This window comes from Pseudomonas kitaguniensis (assembly GCF_049199985.1).
GTDB classification, from domain to species: Bacteria; Pseudomonadota; Gammaproteobacteria; order Pseudomonadales; family Pseudomonadaceae; genus Aquipseudomonas; species Aquipseudomonas kitaguniensis.
In genome coordinates this window covers 44,800-69,172 of the sequence record NZ_JBLZPT010000025.1, presented here as the reverse complement: position 1 = coordinate 69,172, position 24,373 = coordinate 44,800, and the positions used below count along the sequence as shown (strand labels likewise).

2 protein-coding genes are annotated in these 24,373 nt (G+C 64.8%); both read right to left on the bottom strand.

Features of this window, described 5'->3' with window-relative positions; all coding sequences use genetic code 11:
- Complete coding sequence (locus ACOZK9_RS23245; protein ID WP_421556645.1) at nucleotides 1-11,364, bottom strand: amino acid adenylation domain-containing protein; 11,364 nt, start codon at nucleotides 11,362-11,364, stop codon at nucleotides 1-3.
- Entirely contained in the window at nucleotides 11,361-24,272 is a 12,912-nt protein-coding gene (locus ACOZK9_RS23240) for an amino acid adenylation domain-containing protein (protein ID WP_421556644.1), read from the bottom strand. Before ACOZK9_RS23240 ends, ACOZK9_RS23245 begins: the two co-directional genes overlap by 4 nt.
- Nucleotides 24,273-24,373: the final 101 nt, after the last annotated feature.

Below are 24,373 nucleotides of genomic sequence, written 5' to 3'. Positions count from 1 at the left end.
TCATGAGACCTCCTCGCCTACGCCAACGCCTGCACGCCACCACCCAGCCAAGCCCAACACATTGGGTGCCTTGAGCAACGTGAAGTGGTTGCCCGCGCCATACCAAACCTGCAACGCACTGCCCTGCCCGCGCCAACCTTCAATCATCAAGCCCTGCTCGCGCTGATTGCCTGACGCATCCAGCGCCGGGTCTTCCGCCAACACCAGGCGCACCACACCGTTGTAGCGGTGCGCAGGCCGATACACGGTGCGCAACGCCGCCGCGTAAGTGCGCGCCGGCCCATCCATCGCGTCCACACTGGCGCGCGCCGGCAATAAGCCGACCGCGACCATTCCGGCATGCAAGCGCTGGCGCTGCGTCACCTCGTCCCAACCGGCAAACTCGGCACGGTCGATGCCCAGCGGTTTGCCCGCCGACAACTGCATGGCCTCAATCAACCGCAACAAGGCTGCCGTTGTTGTGTAAGGCCGGCCCGCGCCGCCCGGCGCCTCGCTGTCGATCACCGTTAACGACGCCACTTCACGGCCCATCGCCTGCAACCGCAGCGCCATCTCCAGCGCAACCCAGCCGCCAAACGAATGCCCGATCAAATGCACCGGCCCGCGTGGGCACTCGTGCTCCAGTGCTACCAAATACCCCTGCGCCGCCGCTTCCACTTGGCTGTGCGGCACCGCCTCGCCATCCAGGCCACGCGGCTGCAAACCATACAGCGGCCATTCGCGCCCGAGTGCTTCGCTCAAACCGACGAAGCCGGTAACGCTATCGCCCGCACCCGGCACACAGAACACCGGCGCATACCCCGCGCGGCCACTCTGAATCCGCAGTAACGCTTGATGCTGCGCTTGCGCCACCGGGGCACACGTAGCCATGGCCTGAGTCATCGCAGCGCCCAAGGCCTGGATATGCGGCGCCTGCATCATGCTCTGGTGGTCACCCGGCACCTCGATTTGGCGCAATTGCGCAGGCGCCAACGCGTCGTTCCAGCCCAGCGACGTGCTGCGCCGTGACAACTCGGTCGGGCGCTCCAGCGCGCTGAACAGGTGCACTGGCACCGGCAACGGGAACAGGCTGTAGTGCGCCAACGCATGCCCATGGCCCACTTCGCGCTGGATAAAACTTATGAGGTCCGCGTCCGTCGCCGCTGCCATTTGCGCGTACAACAAACCTTGATCGCGACAGCGTTGCAGCAGAGCCGCAAGGTCCAACTGTCGAATGTCTGCCTCCAATTGTTCCAGGCTTGCCAGCTCATCCACACCTCCCTGTGCTTTCCAATACGCCGTGCACTGCAACAACAGATGCCGCTTCAGAGCGTCCGGCCCGCTCCAGCGCGCCTTGCCCTGGTCGGTCATGCGCGGCACGTAGGTGTCGATCAGGCCGAGAAACGCCACCGGTTCATCCAGCCCCAGCAGTTGCATGGCGACTTCATAGGCCAGCACACCGCCGAACGACCAACCCGCCACGCGGTACGGCCCGTGCGGTTGAAGGCTGCGAATCAGACCGACCATGCGCGCCGCCAGGCCTTCCATGGTGTTCAGGTGCGGCTCGCCCAACGCCACGCCCGGCAGGCCGTAAATCGGATAGTCACCGGGCAGGTGCTGGCCCAGCGCCGGGAAGTACACGTCCATGCCGCTGAACTCGTGCACCAGAAACAGCGGCGGCTGCGCGCCACTGCTACGCACGGTGATCACCGAATGGTCGCGCGCAGGCTCTGCCGTGCGCTGGCTCAGCATGGCGGCGACGCAGGCCACGTTGGCGTGCTGGAACAGCTCGGCCAGTGACACCTGCAACCCCGCCTCTTGCATCAGGTTGACCAGTCGAATCGCCAGCAATGAATGCCCGCCGAGTTCAAAGAAGCTGTCATGCCGCCCGACCTGCTCAAGCTTGAGTACCTCGGCCCACAACTGCGCCAGGGTCTGCTCAAGCGCATCCACCGGCGCTTCAAACACGCGGCTGATCACCGCGTCCGGGGCAGGTACAGGCAAGGCTTTGCGATCGATCTTGCCATTTGCCGTCAGTGGCATGTGCGCCAGCGGCACATAGGCCGACGGCAGCATGTATTCGGGTAACTGGCCTTGCAAACACGCCCGCACGCTGTCGACGTCAACCGGTTCAGCGGCCCACGTGAAATACGCCACCAGGCGCTTGTCACCCGGTACGTCTTCACGCGCCAACACCACTGCATCCTGAACGCTTGCGCACAGCGCCAGCCGCGCTTGGATTTCACCCAGCTCAATGCGGAAACCGCGAATCTTCACTTGGTCATCGTTACGCCCGATGCACTCCAGCAGGCCGTCCGCCGTCCAGTGGCCGAGGTCGCCGGTGCGGTAGATCACGCTGCCCGGGTTGAACGGGTCTTGCACGAACTTCTCGGCCGTCAGCTCAGGCCGGTTTAAATAACCAATGGCGACGCCGTCGCCACCGACGCAGATTTCGCCGACCACACCCAGCGGCACCGGCTGCAACTGCGCATCCAGTATATGGATCTGCGTGTTGGAAATCGGCCGACCCACGGGCACGCTTTGGGCGTTATCGGCAACCGCGTGCACCGCGTAGGTGGTGGCGTATGTGGTGGTTTCCGTCGGTCCATAGCAATGCACCAGACGTAAGGTCGGCGCACGCGCCAACAGGCTGCGGAACGCCGAAGGGTCGCCACGCTCGCCGCCGCACAAGAGGATGCGCAGGCCGGCCAGGGCCTCGGGAATCATCTGCACGTATTGGTTGAACAACGCGGTGGTGAGGAACAGCACAGTGGTGCCTGCCAGCGCCACGCTGAAGGCGGCCGGGTCGAGCAAGGTGGCGTGGTCGATCACCTGCACCTGGCCGCCGTGCAGCAATGGCGCCCACACGTCCACGGTGCTCGCATCGAACGCCGGGTTAGAGGCGAAGGCCACGCGGTCAGTGTGGTTGAAGTCGGCGTAGCCGTTATTGATCACCAGCCGCGTGATGCCACGGTGCGGCACCAATACGCCCTTCGGCGTGCCGGTGGAACCGGAGGTGTACATGATGTACGCCACGCTGTCCGAGTGCTGAGACAGGTCCGGGTTGTGGCTCGGTTGCGCGGCGACGGTCAGGCTGTCGAGGTCGAGGCGGCGCGCTGCGCAGTCGACCGCCAGCGCGCTGCGGGTCAACAGCCAGGCCGCGCCGCTGTCTTGCAGCATAAACGCTTGGCGCTCGACGGGCGCGTTGATGTCCAGCGGCACATAAGCGGCGGCGCATTTGAGCACGGCCAATTGGCTGACCAGCAGGTCAATCGAGCGCGGCAACAGGATCGCAACAGGATCGGCGGGGCGCACCCCCAGTTCCAACAGGTGATGAGCCAGGCGGTTGGCGCGGGTGTTGAGTTCGCCATAGCTCACCGCGTGCTCGCCATGCAGCACCGCCACCGCGTCAGGCCGCGCGTGGGCCTGGGCTTCGAACAGACGCTGCACCGTGTGCTCGCGGGGGAACGCGCGGGTGGTGGCGTTGAACTGCGCCAGTTGTTGGCGTTCGGCCTGCGGCAGAATCGGCAGGCGCCCGATGGCGATCTCGGCGTGCTGCTCCAGCGCCTGCACCAGTTGCTCCAGGGCAACCTGCAAGTAACCACACAAACGCTCGGCGCCCTGCCCCATGGCGTGCAGGCTGAAATGATCACCAAGGTCATCGACGCTCACCGACAACGCATAGTTGCTCTGTTCTTCGGCCTTGAGCAATTGAATGCCTTGCCACGCCTCGGCCACACCGCCAACGGGCGGCGCGCTGTGGCGGTAGTTGAACAGCACATTGAACAACGGCGTGCCCACCGGCACGCCGCTGCAACGCTGGGCCAATGCCAGCGGCGCATGCTCATGGCTGAGCAGTTGGCTAAGGCGCGCGTGGGTTGCACGCAGCGCCGTGCGTACCGAGTGTTCGCCCACGTCGACGCGCAGCGGCAAGGTGTTGATAAACACGCCCATGGCGCGTTCTGCGCCTTCGCCACCTTGCAGGCGGCCGAGCATCACCGTGCCGAATACCACGCGCTCGCGACCGCAGACCTTGCCCAGCACATGCGCCCAGGCCAAGTGCATCAGGCTGGCCGCGCTGACGCCCGACTGACGCGCCTGAGTACGCAGGCGCAGGCTCAACTGCGGGTCGAGGGTCAGTTGCGCGTTTGCCTCACCGCCGAGGTTGGCGACCTCGGTGGGCTCATCAATCTCAGCGAGCATTTCAGCGAAAAACCCTGCGTGATCGTCGACGCTCAAGCGCGTCTGGGCCACGTAGTTGCGGTACGGCACCGCTGCGCCGAGTTGGTCCTCGCGGCCCAACAGAAACGCCTGCATTTCGTGCTGCAGGATGTCCAGGGCAATGTGGTCCATCACCAAGTGATGGAACAGCAAGGTCGCCACCACACGCTGCGAAGCTTGCGGGTCCTGCATATACACCAGGCGCATCAGCGGGGCTTGGGCGAGGTCGAGGCGTTGTGGCAACGGCGCGCTTTCGACGCTCAATGATGCTTCACGCCACACCACTTGCACCGGTTCTTCCAGGCCGTCCCAATGGAATGACGAGCGCAGCACGTCGTGCCGCTGGATCACCGCCTGCAACGCCTTGGTAAACGCTTGCAAGCGCAGCAGGCTGTCGAATGCGAACTGCGCTTGCAGCACGTACGCGTCGCCTTCCGTCACCGCGCGGTGGTGATAAAGCATGCCGGCCTGCAACGGCGTCAGCGGGTAAATGTCCTGCACATTCGCCGCGCCGCCGGGGATACAGGCGACGATGCGCTCGATAGCGCCAGGGTCCAGCGTGACCAACGTGAGCATGGCCGGGGTGATATGGCGGCAGTCGGCGGCAATGCCATTCACCGGCACCACCACTTCACGCCCGCCGCCCAGCGCCGCCGCCAACGCGCTTAACGTCGGCTGGCCGAACAGCACTTTCACGTCGGCCGACAAGCCGAGGCGGCGCATACGGCCCATTAGGCTGACGGCCAACAACGAGTGCCCACCCAGTTCAAAGAAATTGTCGTGACGACCCACGCGCTCTACGTTCAGCAACTCGGCCCACAGGCTGGCCAGCGCGATTTCGGTATCCCCCACCGGCGCTTCGTACTCGCGCAACCTCAGCGAATCCACGCCCGGCGCGGGCAGCGCCTTGCGGTCGAGCTTGCCGTTGGGGCTCAGCGGCAGCGCGTCGAGGTGCACAAAAATCGCCGGCACCATGAACTCCGGCAAGTGCTGCAGCAAATGGCTGCGCAGCGCGTCAATGTCGCTGTGCGTGCCGGTGTAATACGCCACCAGCCGGTCTTCGCGCGCCACCACGGCGGCCTCGCTGACCTGCGGATACTCCAGCAGGCGCGCCTGGATTTCGCCCAGTTCAATGCGTAAACCGCGAATCTTCACCTGGTCATCATTGCGCCCCAGGTACTCGATAGTTCCGTCCGCCAAGTAGCGGCCGACGTCCCCCGTGCGGTACATCCGCCCTGGGCTGAACGGGTCGTTGAGAAAACGCTCGGCAGTCAGTTCAGGCCGGTTGAGATAACCGCGCGCCACTTGCACGCCACCGATGAACAGCTCACCGACCACGCCCAACGGCACCGGTTGCAATTGGCTATCGAGCACGTACATGCGCGTGTTGGCGATGGGTTTGCCGATCGGCGTGTTGTCCGGCGTGACCGCACCGGCGCAGTTCCAGGCCGTGACGTCGACCGCCGCTTCAGTCGGGCCATACAGGTTATGCAACTGGCTGCCCGGCAACTGTTGCTTGAAGCGCCGCACCAGGCTGCCCGGCAAGGCTTCGCCGCTGCATATTACGCGTACCCGCCCAGCCGCTTGGCTGACGTCGCCGTGGGCGAGGAACACATCGAGCATCGACGGCACGAAGTGCAACGTCGTGACCTGTTCAGCCGCGATCACCTCGCACAGGTACGCCGGGTCTTTATGCCCGCCAGGCCGTGCCATCACCAGGCGCGCGCCGGTAAACAGCGGCCAGAAGAACTCCCACACGGACACGTCGAAGCTGAACGGGGTTTTTTGCAGCACCGTGTCATGCGCCGTCAGGCCATATTCGTCCTGCATCCACAACAGGCGGTTGACCACGCCGGTGTGTTCGTTGATCACGCCCTTGGGTTGCCCGGTGGAGCCTGAGGTGTAGATCACATACGCGGCCACGCCCTCAATACCAGGGTTTTCCACCGGTTGATGCTGCCAGTCAGGCTGGTCCAGATCGACCACCGGCACCGCGCCGAGCAAGCCGCGCGTGGCCGCTTGGGCCAACACCACCACCGGCGCGCTGTCTTGCAGCATGTAGGCAATGCGCTCTTGCGGGTAAGCCGGATCGAGCGGCACATAGGCCGCGCCGGCTTTGAGAATGGCGTACAGGCCGACGACCATTTCAAGGCTGCGCTCCACGCAGATCGCCACGTGCGAACCCGGCTCCACGCCCAGCGCCAGCAAGTGGTGGGCCAACTGATTCGCCTGCGCGTTCAGCTCGGCGTACGTCAGTTGCTGCTCACCTGCTTTGACCGCAATCGCCTGCGGCGTGCGCGCCACCTGCGCTTCGAACAGGCCGTGCAGGGTTTGCTTGAGGTCGTAGGCCACTGCGGTGGCGTTGAAGTCGACCAGCAGATGCTGACGCTCACGCTCATCCACCAGCGGCGCATGTTCCAGCACCGCCTGGTCGTTATCGACCATCGCCTGCAACACGCGGGTGAAGTAGCCGACGTAACGCTCGACAGTCGACTGATCAAACAGCGCCAGCGCATATTCCAGCGCGCCGAGAATGCTGCCCTGTACTTCACCCAGGTTCAGCGACAGGTCGAACTTGGCAAAGTGGCTGTTCTCGACAATTCCTTCCAGCGCCAGATCGCCCAACGCCAGGGTCGGCGCGCTGCTGTCCTGCCAGCTCAGCAAGGTCTGGAATAGCGGGCTGTGGGCCAGGCTGCGGACCGGCCGGGTGACTTCTACCACTTGCTCGAACGGCAGGTCCTGATGGGCCTGAGCGTCCAGCGTCAGGGTTTTTACGCGCGCCAGCAATGCCTCGGTGCTCAGCTCGCCCGAGGTGTCGATACGCACCGCCAGGGTGTTGACGAACAGGCCGATCAGGCCTTCCACCTCACTGCGCGTACGGTTGGCCACCGGCGAGCCGATCACCACGTCGGTTTGCCCGGACAGCCGCGCCAACAGCGAGGCCCAGGCGGTCATCAAGGTCATGTACAGCGTGGTGCCATGGCGTTGGCTCAAAGCCTTGAGCCCGGCGGTGAGGCGTTCATTCAGGCGCACTTCGACGCTGCTGCCGGCATAGTCCTGTTGCGCCGGGCGTGGGCGGTCAGTCGGCAAGGTGAGCAGTGCCGGCGCACCGGCCAACGCCTGCTGCCAGTAGCTGCTTTGGCGGTGCAGCACTTCGCCGCTCAGCCACAAACGTTGCCACACGGCAAAGTCGCCGTACTGAATCGGCAGTGGCGGCAACGGGTCGCGTTGGCCATGGCTGAACGCCTGGTACAGCGCCATCAGCTCACGGGTGAGCACGCCCATCGACCAGCCATCGGAGACGATATGGTGCAGGGTCAGCAACAGCACATGGTGATCGCTGCCCATCACCACCAAACGCCCGCGCAGCAACGGGCCACGTTCCAGGTCGAACGGCGCCGAGGCTTCGCCGTGAATCAACGCGTCCAGCGCTTGCTGCGGTTGCGGGTGGCGGCGCAGGTCTTGCACTTGCAGCGGCAACACCTCTTCAGCGGGCACGATCAGCACCTTGGCGTCGTCGCCGTGCTGGGCGAAGCGGCTGCGCAAGGTTGCATGCCGCGCGACGATACGCGCCAGCGCCCGTTGCAGCGCCTCGACATGCAACTGCCCACGTAAACGCAAGCCGATAGGAATGTTGTAGGCGGTGTTGGCACCTTCCATCAGCGCCAAAAACCACAGGCGCTGTTGGGCGAAGGACAGCGGCACGTCGTCATCGCGATTGGCCGGAAGAATGTCCGGCAAAGTGCTGCGACCGGCTTTGGCGAGCACCTCGGCGACCGCCGCCAGCTCGGCATTGGCAAACAAATCGCCGAGTATCAGCTCGACACCGAGGCGCTGGCGCACTTGCGACACCATGCGCATGGCCAGCAGCGAGTGCCCGCCCAGCTCAAAGAAATGGTCGCGGCGCCCGACCCGCTCCACGTGCAACACATCGGCCCAAATCTGCGCCAACACACTTTCGATCTCGCCTTGCGGCGCCACGTATTCGCGGGTAAACAGCGCGGCCATGTCGGGCGCCGGCAGCGCCTTGCGGTCGAGTTTGCCGTTGGCGGTGAGCGGCAATGCCGCGAGTTTCACGTAGGCCACCGGGACCATATAGTCCGGCAGGTGCGCCACCAGGTGGGCGCGAATGTCGCCGACAGCCAACGCGTCGAACTGCGCATGCTCGGTGAAATACGCCACCAGGCGCTCCTCACGCACCAGCACCACGGCCTCCTGAATCCCGGGCAATTGGTTGAGTTGGGTTTCGATTTCGCCCAGCTCGATGCGCATGCCACGGATTTTCACCTGGTCGTCATTGCGCCCCAGGTATTCAAGCGTGCCGTCCGGCAACCAGCGCGCCAGGTCGCCGGTGCGGTACATGCGCCCGTCGTTAAACGGGTCCTGCAGGAAGCGCTCGGCTGTCAGTTCCGGGCGGTTCAGGTAACCCCGCGCCACGCCCTTGCCGCCCACATACAGCTCGCCCGCCACACCCAGCGGCACCAGCCGTTGCTGTTCATCCAGCAAGTACACCGTGACATTCGCGACCGGTTTGCCGATATGCAACGGCTGGCCGACCTCGACCTTGCCCGAGGTGGCAACCACGGTGGCCTCGGTGGGGCCGTAGTTGTTGATCAGTTCAAAACGCTGTGCACGCGCAAACTGGCGCAGCCGATCGCCGCCGATCAGCAGCGTGCGCAACGTCGGGTGTTCGATCTGCTGGCTGAACGCGTACTCGGCCACCGGCGTCGGCAAAAAGCACACGTCCAGCGGCTGCCCGCGCCACCACACCAGCAAGGCGTCGAGGTCTTCGGCGCCGTCGTGCGCCGGCGCCAGGTGCAAGGTCGCGCCCACACACAGCGCCGGCCAGACTTCCCAGGCCATTGCATCAAAGCCGAAACCCGCAACGCTGGCGGTGTGGCGCCCGGCACACAGGTCAAACGCGTGGCAATGCCAATCGACCAGATTCGCCACGGTGTGGTGCTCCACCATCACGCCTTTGGGCAGGCCGGTGGAGCCGGAGGTGTAGATCACGTACGCAAGGTTTTTCGGGCTGACGGCAACGCTGGGGTTATCCGTCGAAGCGTGTTGCCAGGTCACCCGATCCAGGGCGATCACCGGCACTTCGAGTGAGGGCAGGCGCGCGAGCAACGCGTGCTGGGTCAGCACCGCCACCGGCGCGCTGTCACTCAGCAAGTAGCTCAGGCGCTCGGCCGGGTGGGACGGGTCCACCGGCACATAGCAGGCACCCGCCTTGAGGATCGCCAGCAACCCGGCCAGGGTGTCGAGACCACGGCGCGCGACGATGGCCACGCGGTCGTCGGGTTTTACGCCCAGCGCCAACAGGTGATGGGCCAGCTGATTGGCGTGCTGATTCAGCGCGGCGTAGGTCAGTGAGTGGCCCTGATGTACCGCAGCAATAGCCTCGGGCGTGAGCGCCGCCTGCGCTTCAATCCGCGTGTGCAGCATAGTACTTTGGGGGATAGTACTTTGCGGGATGGTACTTTGGGGAAAAGTGGCTTGGGTGGCGTTGAACTGCTCAAGCAGTTGTTGTTGCTCGGCCACAGGCACTACCGACAGGTGATTCAGCGCGGTGTGCGGCGCCTGCTCCAGCGCAGTCACCAGGTTTTCCAGGGCGGTTTGCAAGTAGGCGCACACCCGCTGCGGGTCTACCGAGGTGCTGGCGAGCAGGCTCAGGCCGAAACCATCACCGAGGTCATCAACGCTCAAGGTCAGCGGGTAGTTGGTGCGTTCTTCGGCGCTGAGCGCTGCAATCCCGTGCCACGCCGACACGCCCTCGGCGCTGGCCGCCGGGGCGCTGTGGCGGTAGTTGAGCAACGCGCTGAACAACGGCGTCGGCGCCACAACGCCGCTGCAACGCTGGGCCAGCGCAAGCGGCGCATGCTCATGGCGCAGCAAGGTGGTCAAGCGCGTGTGGGTGGCTTTAACGCCGCTGCGTACGTCCTGGCCGTCCACGTCGACGCGAAACGGCAGCGTATTGATGAAGATACCCAGCGCGCGGTCCGTGCCATGGCTGCCTTGCATGCGGCCCATCAACACGGTGCCGAACACCACGTGCTGCTTGCCGGACAAGGCGCCCAATACTTGCGCCCAGCCCATATGAAACAGGCTGGCGGCGCTGACACTGAGTTGCCGCGCTTGCGCACGCAAGCGCTGCCCCAACTCGGCTGGCAGCGGCACGCTGACCTCCTGAATGCCGCGCGCATCGCCCTGCACGTCCTGCAACCCAAACGGCAAGGTCGGTTCGCTGATGTCGCCGAGCATCTGGCGGAAAAAGCTTTCGTGTTCCTGCTCGCTGATGCCCAAGCGCGCCTGCGCCACGTAATTGCGAAACGGCACCGCCTGACCCAGCGCTTCGCCGTGCCCCAGCAAGTACGCTTGCAGTTCATGGCACACCACTTCGAGCGCACTGTGGTCGAGGGCCATATGGTGGAACAACAACGTGGCGACAATGCACTGGTTCTGCGGGTCTTCGGCACGCACCAGGCGCAACAGCGGCGCCTGCGTCACGTCGAGGCGATAATGGCGGGCGTCGTACAGCGCGTGCAGTTGCGCGGCAATATCGCCGTCGGCCGGGTCCAGCGTCAGTGCCTGCACCGGCAGGCGCGCCTGGCGCCACACCACTTGCGACGGCTGTTGCAAACCGTCCCACACCACCCCGGTGCGCAAGATGTCGTGGCGGTCCATCACGCGTTGCAACGCGTCGGCAAACGCCTCGAAACGCGCCAGGCTGTCAAACGAAAACTGCGACTGCATCACGTACGGGTCGCCCTGCTCGGCGCTGACATGGTGGAACAGAATGCCTTCCTGCAACGGCGCCAGCGGGTAAATATCCTGAATATTCGCCACACCGCCGTCGACGCTGGCGACGATGCGGTCGATCTCTTCCTGGCTGAGTGTCGACAGGCTGAGCATGCCTGGTGTGATGTGTTCAGCGCCCGTCGGGATGGCGTTCGCCGGCACCTGCACCTCACCGGCCTTGGTCGCCGAGTACTCGCCGGCCTTGATCAGCTCGATCAGCGCGGGTTTGTGTTCGCGCAACGCCGCCAGTATCGCCGGCTCACTCAGCGCTTGTTTATTGCCTTGCACCGACAACTGCTCGCCCTTGAGCGCCAGTTGAATGTCCTTGGTTTTCAGTGTCGCCAACAGCTCAAAGAGGCTCACAGGACGATCTCCATTCGTTCAGTTATGGCGGCGTAGCCGGCCAGGGTTGGCGCTTCGAACAACGCCCTTACATCGGCTTCCATACCTTCCTGGCGCAGGCGGCCGATCAAGCTCATGGCGAGCAACGAGTGCCCACCCAGTTCAAAGAAATTGTCATGCCGCCCTACCCGCTCCACCTTCAGCAGTTCGGCCCAAAGTTCGGCCAAGAGGATTTCGGTCGCGCCTTGCGGCACTTCGTACTCACGCACTTGCAACGCATCCATGCCCGGTGCCGGCAGGGCCTTGCGGTCGAGTTTGCCGTTGGGGCTCAGCGGCAAGGCGTCGAGGTGCACGAACAGCGCGGGCACCATGAAGTCCGGCAGGTGCTGCAGCAGGTGCAGGCGCAGTTGTTCGATGTCGCTTGGCTGGCCGGTGTAGTACGCCACCAGCCGGTCTTCGCGCGCCACCACGGCGGCTTCGCTGACCTGCGGATGCTCCAGCAGCCGCGCCTGGATTTCGCCGAGTTCGATACGCAAGCCACGGATTTTCACCTGGTCATCGTTGCGGCCCAGGTACTCGATATTGCCGTCGGGCAAGTAACGGCCGACGTCACCGGTGCGGTACAGGCGCCCGTCGGTGAACGGGTCGTTGAGGAAGCGCTCGGCGGTCAGCTCAGGGCGGTTCAAGTAGCCGCGCGCGACTTGCACGCCGCCGATAAACAGCTCGCCGACCACACCCAATGGCAGCGGCTGCAACTGCGCATCCAGTACATACATGCGCGTGTTCGCAATCGGCTTGCCGATGGGGGTATTGTCCGGCACCTCGGCGCAGGCGCAGTTCCACGCGGTCACATCGACCGCCGCTTCGGTGGGGCCATACAAGTTGTACAAGCCAACCGCTGGCAATTGCTGCTTGAAGCGCCGCACCAGGCTGCCCGGCAAGGCTTCGCCGCTGCACATCACGCGCACCAGCCCACTCGCCTGGCTGATCTCGCCATGCGCCAGGAACACGTCGAGCATCGACGGCACAAAGTGCAGCGTGGTGATCTGCTCCGCCTCGATCACTTCGCACAGGTACGCCGGCTCCTTGTGCCCGCCAGGGCGCGCCATCACCAGCCGCGCGCCGGTGAACAGCGGCCAGAAAAACTCCCACACCGACACGTCGAAGCTGAACGGGGTTTTCTGCAGCACCGCGTCATGCGCGTTAAGGCCGTAGGCGTCCTGCATCCATAACAACCGGTTGACCACGCCTGCGTGTTCGTTGATCACGCCCTTGGGCTGGCCGGTGGAGCCAGAGGTGTAGATCACGTAGGCCATGTGCTGGGCGCTGAGGCCTGGCACTTGAGGGTTGCTGGCGGGCTGGTGCTGCCAGGTGTTGTGGTCCAGATCAATCACCGCCACATCGCCGAGCAAGCCACCGGTTGCGCCCTGCGCGAGCACCACCACAGGTGCGCTGTCGTGCAACATGTAGGCAATGCGCTCTGCTGGATACGCCGGGTCGAGCGGCACGTAGCCGCCGCCGGCCTTGAGGATGGCGAACAGGCCGATGACCATGTCCAGGCCACGCTCCAGGCAAATACCCACGCGCGAATCGGCTTGCACGCCGCGTTCACGCAGGTGATGCGCCAGGCGGTTGGCGCGTTCGTTGAGCGCTTGGTAGGTCAGGTGTTGCTCACCGGCTTTGACCGCCACGGCGTCTGGCGTGCGCGCCACCTGGGCTTCGAACAGGCCGTGCAGGGTTTGGTCGAGGTTGAAGTTGACGGTGGTGGCGTTGAACTCCACCAGCAGTTTTTGGCGTTCCTCGGCGCCCAGTACCGGCAGGCGATTGAGCGCCTGGTGCGGCGCCTGCTCCAAGGCTTCAACCAACCCGGCCAAGGCGTTCTGCATGTAGCCGCAGACCCGCTGCGCGTCAACCTGCGCCAGGGCCGTCACGTCATAGCCGTCGCCCAAGTCATCCACGTTCAAGGTCAACGGGTAATTGGTGCGCCCGTCATTGACCAGGGTTTGCATGCCTTGCCACGCTTGCTGCGCCTCGTGCGAGCGGGTTGCCGCGCCGCGATGGCGATAGTTGAGCATCGAACTGAACAGCGGCGCCGGGGCCGCCACCCCGCTGCAACGCTGGGCCAGCGCCAAGGAGGCGTGTTCATGCCCGAGCAACGCGGTGAGCCGCGCGTGGGTGGCCCGCACCGCAGCGCGTGCACCTTGCTCATCTATGTCCAGGCGCAACGGCAAGGTATTGATGAACACGCCAAGGGCACGGTCGGCGCCCTCGCCGCCTTGCAGGCGGCCGACCAATACCGTGCCGAACACCACGCTGTGGCGACCTGCGGTGGCCGCCAACACCTGGCCCCAGGCCAAGTGGAACAGGCTGGCCGTGCTTACCCCGAGCAGGCGTGCCTGAGCGCGCAGGCGGCGGTTGAGGTTTGCGTCCAGGCGCAGGCTATGCGCCTGGATGGCGCTGCCGTCGCCGCGCACGTCCTGCAAGCCGAACGGCAAGGTCGGTTCATCGACATCACCGAGCATCTCGCAGAAAAAGCGCTCGTGTTCGGCTTCGCTCACGCCCAGACGCGCTTGGGCCACGTAGTTGCGGTACGGCATCGGCGCCGTCGTCGGGGCGGCGTGGCCGAGCAAATGGCCCTGCATTTCGTGCAGCACCACGTCGAATGCGGTGTGGTCGAGGGCAATATGGTGATACAGCAACACCACCACCACGCGTGCGTTGGCCGGGTCGTTGGCGTACATCAGGCGAATCAGCGGCGCCTGGCTGATGTCGAGGCGAAAACGCCGCGCATCAAACCGCGCGTGCAGCCCGGCCAGTACATCACCTTGCAAGTGCAGTTCCTGCACGCTCAGCTCAGCCTTGCGCCACACCACTTGCAGAGGTTGCGCGAGGCCTTCCCAGACCACGCCGGTGCGCAGGATGTCGTGCCGGTCGATGACTAATTGCAACGCCTGGGCAAAGGCGTTCAGGCGCTCGATGCTGTCGAACGCCAAGTGCGATTGGAGCAGGTAAGGGTCGCCCTGCTCGGCGGTGATGTAGTGGTAAAGAATGCCCTCCTGCAACGGCGCCAGCGGGTAAATGTCTTGCACATTCGCGGCGCCGCCGGGGACGCGGCCGACCACCTCGTCGAGCGTCGATTGGTCCAGCTCAACCAGCGACAGCATGTCCGGGGTGATGCGCCGGCAGTCGGCAGCGATACGGTTGGGCGGCACCTGCACTTCGCGCCCGCTGCCCACGGCGGCGGCAAGCGCCGCCAGGGTTGGCTGGCTGAACAGGATGCGCACATCGGCGCTGAGGCTGACCTGGCGCATGCGCTCGATCAGGCTGACGGCCAACAACGAATGGCCGCCGAGTTCGAAGAAGTGGTCATGCCGACCGACCTGCTCCACCTGCAACACCTCGGCCCAAATGCGTGCCAGGGTGGTCTCGACCTCACCTTGCGGCGCTTCATAGTCCCGGCTCAGCAGCGCGGTGTGGTCGGGTTCCGGCAGGGCTTTGCGGTCCAGCTTGCCGTTGGCGGTCAGCGGCAGCGCGTCGAGTTTTACATAGGCCACCGGCACCAGCGCCTCGGGCAACTGCGCTTGCAGTTGCGCGCGCAGGTGTTCAATCGCAAGCGGGTAATGTTCGCTGAACCACGCCACCAAACGGCCGTCACGCACCAGCACCACCGCTTCGCCGACACCCTCAAGCGCGGCCAGGCAACTTTCGATTTCGCCCAGTTCGACGCGCACGCCGCGCACTTTCACCTGATCATCGTTGCGGCCCACGTAGTCGAGATTACCGTCGGGCAACCAGCGCACCAAATCGCCGCTGCGGTACATGCGCCCGCCGTTGAACGGATCATCCAGGAAGCGTTCGGCAGTCATCTCAGGCCGGTTCAAGTAGCCCCGCGCCACGCCGCTGCCACCCACATACAGCTCGCCGACAACCCCCACCGGCACCGGGCGCAGTTGTGCATCGAGCACGTAGACGTGGGTATTGGCAATCGGCCGACCGATCGGCAAGCCCTGCCCGGCGTGCACGCGGCCCGAGGTGGCAACCACCGTGGCTTCGGTGGGGCCGTAGTTGTTGATCACTGCAAAGCGCTGTTCCTGTGTGAACTGGCGCAGGCGATCGCCACCGATCAGCAGGGTGCGCAAGCTCGGGTGTTGCAGGTTTTGGCTGAACGCGTATTCGGCCACCGGAGTCGGCAGGAAGCTGACCTCCAGCGGCTGTGCCAACCACCAGGCGAGCAGCGCGTCGATGTTTTGATTGCCAACATCGGCCGGCGGCAGGTGCAGGGTTGCGCCTGCGCACAGTGCTGGCCAGACCTCCCAGGCCATCGCGTCAAACCCGAAACCGGCGACGCTGCTGGTGTGGCTGCGCGCATCCAGCTCGAAGGCTGCGCAGTGCCAGTGCACCAGGTTTGCCACGCTGCGGTGTTCGACCATCACGCCCTTGGGCTGGCCGGTGGAGCCTGAGGTGTAGATCACGTAGGCCAGGTGCGCCGGGGTCAGCGTTTCGAGCTGAGGATTGGTCACCGCGTGGTGCTGCCAACGGTGGTCAAGCAGGTTGACCGCTGTGACGGCGCCCAACAGTTCGCGGGTGCCTGGCTCGGCCAGTACGGCCACCGGCGCGCTGTCCTGCAACAGGTAGGCGATTCGCTCGGCCGGGTGCGCCGGGTCGATAGGCACATAGCCTGCACCGGCCTTGAGAATGCCCAGCAGCCCCACCAACATTTGCGGGCCACGCCGGCAGCAAATCGCCACGCGGTCATCCGGTTGCACACCGAGTGCCAGCAGGTGATGGGCCAGTTGGTTGGCACGTTGGTTGAGTTGCTGATAGGTCAGCGACTCGTCGCCTTGCTGCACGGCAATCGCCTGCGGCTGGCGCTCGGCTTGGGCCTCAACGGCCGCGTGCAGCGTGTGCCCGGTTGGGTAATGCGCGGCGCTGGCGTTGAATTCACGCAGCAGCGTTTCGCGTTCCGCTGCGGGCAGAATATCCAATTGATTCAGCGCTGTTCGCGGTGCGTTTTCCAGGCTGCCAACCAGTTGCGCCACGGCGTTGTGCATGTAACCACACACACGCTCGGCGCCGATCTGCGGCAGCGCCAGCACGCTGAGGCCAAAGCCTGCGCCAAAATCATCGACGCTGAGGGTCAGCGGGTAGTTGCTGCGCTCTTCGCCGCCCAACAGTTGCACACCTTCCCAGATGCCGTGGCCATCGCGGGCCATTTCGCCGGGGTTACTGTGACGGTAATTGAGCAACGCGCTGAACAGCGGCACCGCCGTCGGCACGCCACTGCAACGCTGGGCCAGTGCCAGCGAGGCATGTTCATGGCCGAGCAATGCGCTGAGTCGCGCGTGGGTCGCCTTGACCGCAATGGCGGCACCGGCGGCCACATTCACGCGCAGCGGCAAGGTGTTGATGAACATGCCCAGCGCACGGTCGGCGCCCTCACCGGCCTGCATGCGGCCCATCAATACGGTGCCGAACACCACCTCGTCACGCCCGCACACCAGCCCCAGCACCTGCGCCCAAGCGAGGTGCATGACGCTGGCCGCGCTGACGCCCAGCACCCGCGCTTGCTCACGCACGCGCACCGCCAGTGCCGCGTCCAGTGGCACGTGTGCTTCCTCAATGTCGCGGCCATCGCCCTGCACATCCTGCACGCCAAACGGCAGGGTCGGCTCGTCGATGTCGGCGAGCATGTCGCAAAAGAACTGCTCGTGTTCCGCCACGCTCACACCCAGGCGCGCCTGGGCCACATAGTTACGGAACGGTGCGGCGTGCGGCAGCGCATCCGCCTGGTTGAACAGGAACGCGCGCATTTCTTCGCCGACCACTTCCATTGCGGTGTGGTCGAGCGCCAAGTGGTGGAACAGCAGGATCGCCGCGACCCGATTATTCGTCGGGTCCTCGGCGTAGACCATGCGCAGCAGCGGCGCCTGAGTGATGTCGAGGCGGTAGTGCCGCGCATCGAAGCGCGCGTGCAATTGTTCGATGATGCCGCCTTGTGCCGCGTCCAGCGCAACGTCCTGCACCACCAGTTGCGCCTCGCGCCAAACCACTTGCACCGGGCTGTCGAGGCCTTCCCAGACCACGCCGGTGCGCAGGATGTCGTGGCGCGCCACCACCTGTTGCAGCGCACGCATGAACCCGTGCAAGCGCTCAAGGCTGTCAAACGCCATGCGCGATTGCAGCAAGTACGGGTCGCCCTGCTCGGCGCTGATGTGGTGGTACAAAATACCTTCCTGCAACGGCGCCAGCGGGTAGATGTCTTGCACATTGGCCGCGCCGCCGGGCACGCTGGCGACGATTCGGTCAATCGCGGCCTGGTCGAGCTGCACCAGCGTCAGCATGGCTGGAGTGATCTGTGTGCATCCCGCCGGAATGCCATTCGCCGGCACCACAATTTCGCGCCCGCTGCCCACCGCCGCCGCCAGCGCTGCCAGGCTTGGCTGGCTGAACAACACGCGTACATCGGCGCTCAGGCCGACCTGCCGCATGCGTTCAATCACGCTGACCGCGAGCAGCGAATGCCCGCCCAGCTCGAAGAAATGATCGTGCCGACCCACGCGTTCCAGCTTGAGCACGTCTTGCCAAATCTGCGCCAGCAGGGTTTCTACCTCGCCCTGCGGCGCTTCGTAGCCACGGCTGAGCAGCGCGCTCTGGTCCGGCACCGGCAGGGCCTTGCGGTCGAGCTTGCCGTTGGCGGTCAGCGGCAGCAGCGCCAGCCACACATACGCCGAAGGCACCATGTAATCCGGCAACTGGCCTTGCAGGTGCGCGCGCAACGCTTCGATGTCCAACGGCGCCTGCGCGGTGTAGTAAGCCACCAGGCGCTTGTCTCCCGGTTCGTCTTCGCGGGCCAGCACCACCGCGTCTTTGACACCGACGCAGGTGGCCAGGCAGGTTTCGATTTCGCCGGGCTCGATACGGAAGCCGCGAATTTTAACTTGCAGGTCATTGCGCCCCTGGTACAACAAGGTGCCGTCGACCTGCCAACTGGCCAAGTCGCCGCTGCGGTACAGCAGGCCTTCGCCAAACGGGTTGGCGATGAATTTTTCGGCGGTCAGTTGCGGCTGGTTCAAATACCCGATGGCCACGCCCGCACCACCGATATACAACTCGCCGACCACGCCCAACGGCAGCAGTTGCTGGCGCGCATCCAGCACGTAGGCCTGCGCATTCGCAATCGGCCGGCCAATCGGAATGCCGCCCGCAGCCAGCGCGGTGATTTCAAAGGTGGTGGAGAACGTGGTGGCTTCGGTCGGCCCGTAGCCGTTCAACAGGTGCTGCGGTTTGCCGTGGGTGAGCACGCGGCCAATCACCAGCGGGTCAAGCACATCACCGCCAACGATCAGGTAGCGCAACTGGCGCAGTACCGGCATCAACGCATCGGCGTACTGATGGAACAGCCCGGCGGTCATCCACAACACGCTGATGGCTTGCTCTTGCAACAGCGCAGCAAACGCAGCTTGGGACAGCAGCACTGCCTGCTCGACCACCACCACGCAACCGCCATTGAGCAGCGGCGCCCACACATCAAGGGTGCTTGCGTCGAACGCCGGGTTAGACGCGAACGCCACACGGTCGCGCGGGTTGAACTCGGCGTAGCCGTTGTTCAGCACCAGCCGCGAGATCGCGCGGTGCGGCACTTGCACACCCTTCGGTGCGCCGGTGGAACCGGAGGTGTACATGATGTACGCAACGCTTTGCGCAGACTGCGCCACCTCGGGGTTGCGTGGCGACAGTGCTTCCAGGTTCAACTCGGCGAGGTTATTCAGCACATGGCGCGCACCGCTGTCCTGCACGATAAACGCCTGGCGTTCCACCGGGGCGTTGACGTCCAGCGGCACGTAGACCGCCGCGCACTTGAGGATCGCCAGTTGGCACACCAGCAAATCCAGCGAGCGCGGCAGTGCAATCGCCACGCTTTCGCCGGGCTGCACCCCCTGATTGATCAAGTGATGGGCGAGTCGATTGGCACGGTGGTTGAGGTCGCGATAACTCAACGACAATTCACCCTGCACCGCCGCAATGGCTTCGGGACGCGCCAGCACCTGGGCTTCGAACAGTTGCTGCACGGTCAACTGCGACGGGTATTCACGGGCGGTCGCGTTGAAGCCCACCAACAGTTGCTGCCGCTCGGCAGGCGGCACAATCGACACCGCGTGCAACGGCGTGGTGGGCGCCTGTTGCAGCGCGGTCACGAGGTTGCGCAAGGCGGTAAGCATGTAGTCGCCCACGCGCTGAACATCCAGGGTGGCCACGCCTTGCACGGTGAGCGCAAAGCCTGTGCCGAGGTCATCGACGTTCAACACCAGCGGGTAGTTGCTGCGCTCTTCAGAACTCAGAATTTCGATACCGGAGGCAGCAAACGGGCTGTCCCCCGGCGCTTCGCCCGGCGCGCTGTGACGGTAGTTGAGCAAGGTGCTGAACAACGGCAAAGAGCCGGGCACGCCGCTGCAACGCTGGGCCAGCGACAGCGAAGCATGTTCATGCCCAAGCAATTGCGCGAGGCGCGCGTGGGTGGCACGCACCCCGGCTTGCACGCCAACGGCACCGAGGCTGACGCGCAGCGGCAAGGTGTTGATGAACATCCCCAACGCGCGGTCGGCGCCCTCACCGCCTTGCATGCGGCCCAGCAGCACGGTGCCGAACACCACGTCTTGCTGGCCGGACACCTGCGCCAACACCTGCGCCCACGCCAGGTGCACCAGGCTGGCAGTGCTCACGCCGAGTTGCCGTGCCTGCTCGCGCAGCCCATGGCTCAGCGCCGGTTCGAGCGGCAGATGCGCCTCGACGATGCCACTGCCATCGCCATTCACGTCGTGCAAGCCGAAGGCCAACGTCGGCTCGTCAATATCGCTGAGCATGTCGCTGAAAAACGCTTCATGTTGCGCCTGCGTGACACCCAGCCGCGCCTGCGCCACGTAGTTGCGGTACTGCACCGCGTCGGGCAGTTGCGCGCTGCTGCCAGCCAGGCTGGCGCTCATCTCTTGCACCAGCACTTGCAGGGCCGTGTGGTCGAGCAAGATATGGTGCAGGAGCAAAATACCGACGTAGCGGCTTTGCTCCTGCGCGTAGCCAAAATGCATCAGCGAGGCGCGCGACAGGTCGAGGCGATAGTGGCGCGGGTCAAAGCGTTGTTGCAGTTGCGCCAAGGCATCGCTGCCTTGGGTTTGAATACGCTCGACGGCCAATGAAGCCTGGCGCACCACCACTTGCACCGGCTCCTCCAGGCCTTCCCAGATAATCGCGGTGCGCAGGATGTCGTTGCGCTCGATCACGCTGTGCAGCGCGCGAACAAACGCGTCCACCGCCGCTTGGTCGGCAAAGCTGAACTGCACCTGCAACACGTAGGGGTCGCCCTCGGTGGTTGCCAGGTGATGGTAAAGAATACCCGCCTGCAACGGCGCCAGCCCGTAGATGTCCTGCACGTTGGCAATGCCACCGGGGACCTTGCCGAGAATGTGCTCGATAGCGACCTGGTCGAGGTTCACCAGCGGCAGCATGTCGGGCGTGATGTGCTGGCTGGCGGGTGTGATCAGGTTGTGTGGCACCACAACTTCCTGTTGCCCGCCGACCGCCGCAGCCAGTGCCGCCAGTGTCGGCTGACCAAACAGCACGCGCACATCGGCGCTCAAATCGACCTGACGCATGCGTTCGATCAGCTTGACCGCCAGCAGCGAGTGGCCGCCGAGTTCGAAGAAGTTATCGTCGCGGCCGACGCGGTCGAGCTTCAACAGCTCCTGCCAGAGGCCGGCGATGGCAGTTTCCACCGCGCCTTGCGGGGCGGCGTAGTCACGCCGCGCCAATGCGTCGGCATCCGGCGCGGGCAGCGCCTTGCGGTCGAGCTTGCCGTTGGTGGTCAGCGGCAAGGTATCCAAACGCACGAAGGCGCTCGGCAGCATGTGTTCGGCGAGGCTCAGCAGCAGATGGTCACGCAACGCGGCGACGCTGAGTTCGCCCTCGGCCACCACGTAGGCCACCAGGCGCTTGTCACCCGGTTCATCTTCGCGGGCGATGACCACCGCCTCACGCACGCCCGGCGCGGTGGCCAGGCGCGCTTCGATTTCGCCCAACTCGATACGGAAACCACGGATTTTCACCTGGTCATCGTTACGCCCCAGGTACTCAACGCTGCCGTCGGCGAGCAGGCGGCCGAGGTCGCCGGTTTTGTACATGCGCAGGCCGGTGGCCGGGTCAGCCAGGAAGCGCTCGGCGTTCAGCGCATCGCGGTTCAGATAACCGCGCGCTACGCCGGCACCGCCGACGTACAACTCGCCGACCACGCCAAACGGCAGCGGCTCACGGTGTTCGTCGAGCACGTAGAGTTGCAGGTCGGGAATGCGCACGCCAATCGGGCTGACACCGACGCGCTGCGCGTCGGCCGCTTGCAGCGCGCAGTACGTCACGTGCACGGTGGTTTCGGTGATGCCGTACATGTTCACCAGTTGCGTACCGGCGTTCATGGCGCGCGCATACCACGGCTTGAGCATGCCCGGTTCCAGCGCTTCGCCGCCGAAAATAACCTGGCGCAGCGAATGCGCTTGAGCGCTGTGTGCCTGAGCCGCGATCAATGGGCGGAACGCGCTGGGCGTCTGGTTAAGAATGCTCACGCGCGCGTCGCAAAGCAGCGCATAGCAGTCTTGCGGCGAGCGGCTGACCCATTGCGGCACGATCAGCAACTGGCCGCCGTGCATCAGCGCGCCCCAGATTTCCCACACCGAAAAGTCAAACGCGAAGGAATGGAACAGCGCCCACACATCGGTGTGGTTAAAGCCGAACCAGTGTTCGGTGGCCGTGAACAGCCGCGCGACCTGGCGGTGTTCGATCATCACGCCTTTGGGCAGCCCGGTGGAGCCGGAGGTGTAGATCACGTAGGCAAGGTTGGCCGCGCTGAGGGTGAGCCGAGGGTTGACGATGGACTCCTGGCGCAGGCTGTTGAGGTCGATTTGCGCCAGGTCGCCGACCAGGTGGCAGGTGTTGGCTTGCACCAGCACGGCCAACGGCTGGCTGTCGGCCAGGGTGTAGGCGATGCGTTCCAGCGGGTACGCCGGGTCGATCGGCACATACCCGGCGCCGGCCTTGAGAATGCCCAACAGGCCGATGATCATCTCCGGGCCACGCTCTACGCAGATGGCCACGCGGTCATCCGGGCGCACGCCTTGCGCGAGCAGGCGGTGGGCAACCTGGTTGGCGCGTTCGTTGAGTTGGCGGTAGGTCAGGCGCTGGTCGTCAAAGCGCAGGGCAATGGCGGTGGGCTGGGCGGCGGCGTGGGTTTCAACCTGCTGGTGAATCAGCGCGGTGTCGGCGTAGTGCGAGGGGCTCTGGTTGAGCGTGTGCAGCAGGTTCAGGCGTTCATCGTGAGGCAGTATATTCAGGCCGCTGAGCGGCGAATCCGGTCGCTGTTCCAGCGCGTCGGCGAGGCTCTGCAGCGCGGTATGCAGGTAAGCGGCGACGCGCTGGGCGCCGATGGCCGTGTCAACCATCACCGTCAGCGCAAAGTCTTCACCCAGGTCATCCACGTTAACCGTCAGCGGGTAGTTGGTGCGCTCTTCGGCGCCGAGCACCTGAATGCCTTCGGCCACTTCGATCACCGCCGCCATGTCGGTAGCGGCGCTGTGGCGGTAGTTGAGTATCGCGCTGAACAACGGGGTCGGCGCGGCCACGCCACTGCAGCGCTGGGCCAACGCCAACGACGCATGTTCGTGGTTGAGCAACGTGCTCAGCCGCGCATGCGTGGCTTTGACCCCGGCGCGCACGCCTTGCTCGCCGACATCCACACGCAACGGCAGCGTGTTGATGAACATGCCTAACGCGCGCTCACCGCCCTCGCCTGCGCCCATACGCCCGAGCATCACGCTGCCGAACACCACCGCCTCGCGGCCGGCGACCACGCCCAATACGCGGGCGAGCGCCACGTGCATGATGCTCGCCACACTCACCCCGAGCGGTCGCGCCAGGCTGCGCAGGCGGCGGCTCAAGGCGCTGTCGACAGGCAGGCGGGCTTCATCGATGCCCTGGCCATCGCCCTGCACATCCTGCAAGCCGAACGGCAACGTCGGTTCATCGATGTCGGCAAGCATCTCGCGGAAAAACGCCTCGTGCGCTTGCGCGCTGACGCCATCGCGCACCTGGGCGATGTAGCTGCGAAACGCTACCGGCTCAGCGGCCAGGGCTTGCTCGCCGGCCAGGTACAACTGGATTTCATGGCGCACGCCATCCAGCGCGGTGTGGTCCAGAATCGTGTGGTGGAACAACAGCATCGCCACCACGCGCTGGTTGGCCGGGTCGTCGGCAAACACCAGGCGCAGCAGCGGCGCCTGGCCCAGGTCCATGCGATAAGTGCGTGCATCAAACCGCGCGAGTAACTGCGCGAGCACGTCAGCGCCGTTGAAGTGCGCCTCTTCGCAGGCCAGGGTTGCTGTGCGCCACACCACTTGCAGTGGCTCATCGAGGCGCTCCCAGACCATTGAGGTGCGCAGAATATCGTGGCGGTCGATGACCCACTGCAGCGCCTCGGCAAATGCCTGCAACCGCGCGCGGCTGTCAAACACAAACTGTGCGTGCAGCACGTAGGGGTCGCCCTGCTCGGCCGAAAGGTGGTGATAAAGCATGCCCTCCTGCAGCGGCGCCAGCGGGTAAATATCCTGCACATTCGCGGCGCCGCCGGGGATGGCGGCGACGATACGCTCAATGGCCGGCTGGTCGAGGTTGACCAGCGGCAGCATCTGCGGGGTGATGCGGTAGGCCGGGCTGAGCCAGTCGCCGCCATGTTCGGCTACAAACTGCAGCAGGCGAGGCTTGTGGGCGATCAGTTGATCCCACAGCGCATCCCCCAGCGCGTCATCGTCGCCCAGTATGATCAAGTCGCCCTCTTCCAGTTGAAGACGGATCGCGTGGGTGGAAATCGCTGCCAATAATTCGCTGAACTGCATGGGGGTAACCTGCCTGATAAGTCACGGTGAAGGAGAAAGTCCGTTTTCAGCTGCCGCTTGAATCGGGTGTTCCAGGCGCCTTTAAAAAAACAGGCGCAGCC

Excerpts from the sequence above, each read along its gene's own strand:
- ACOZK9_RS23240 (WP_421556644.1), bottom strand. The coding sequence starts at position 24,272 with ATGCAGTTCAGCGAATTATTGGCAGCGATTTCCACCCACGCGATCCGT.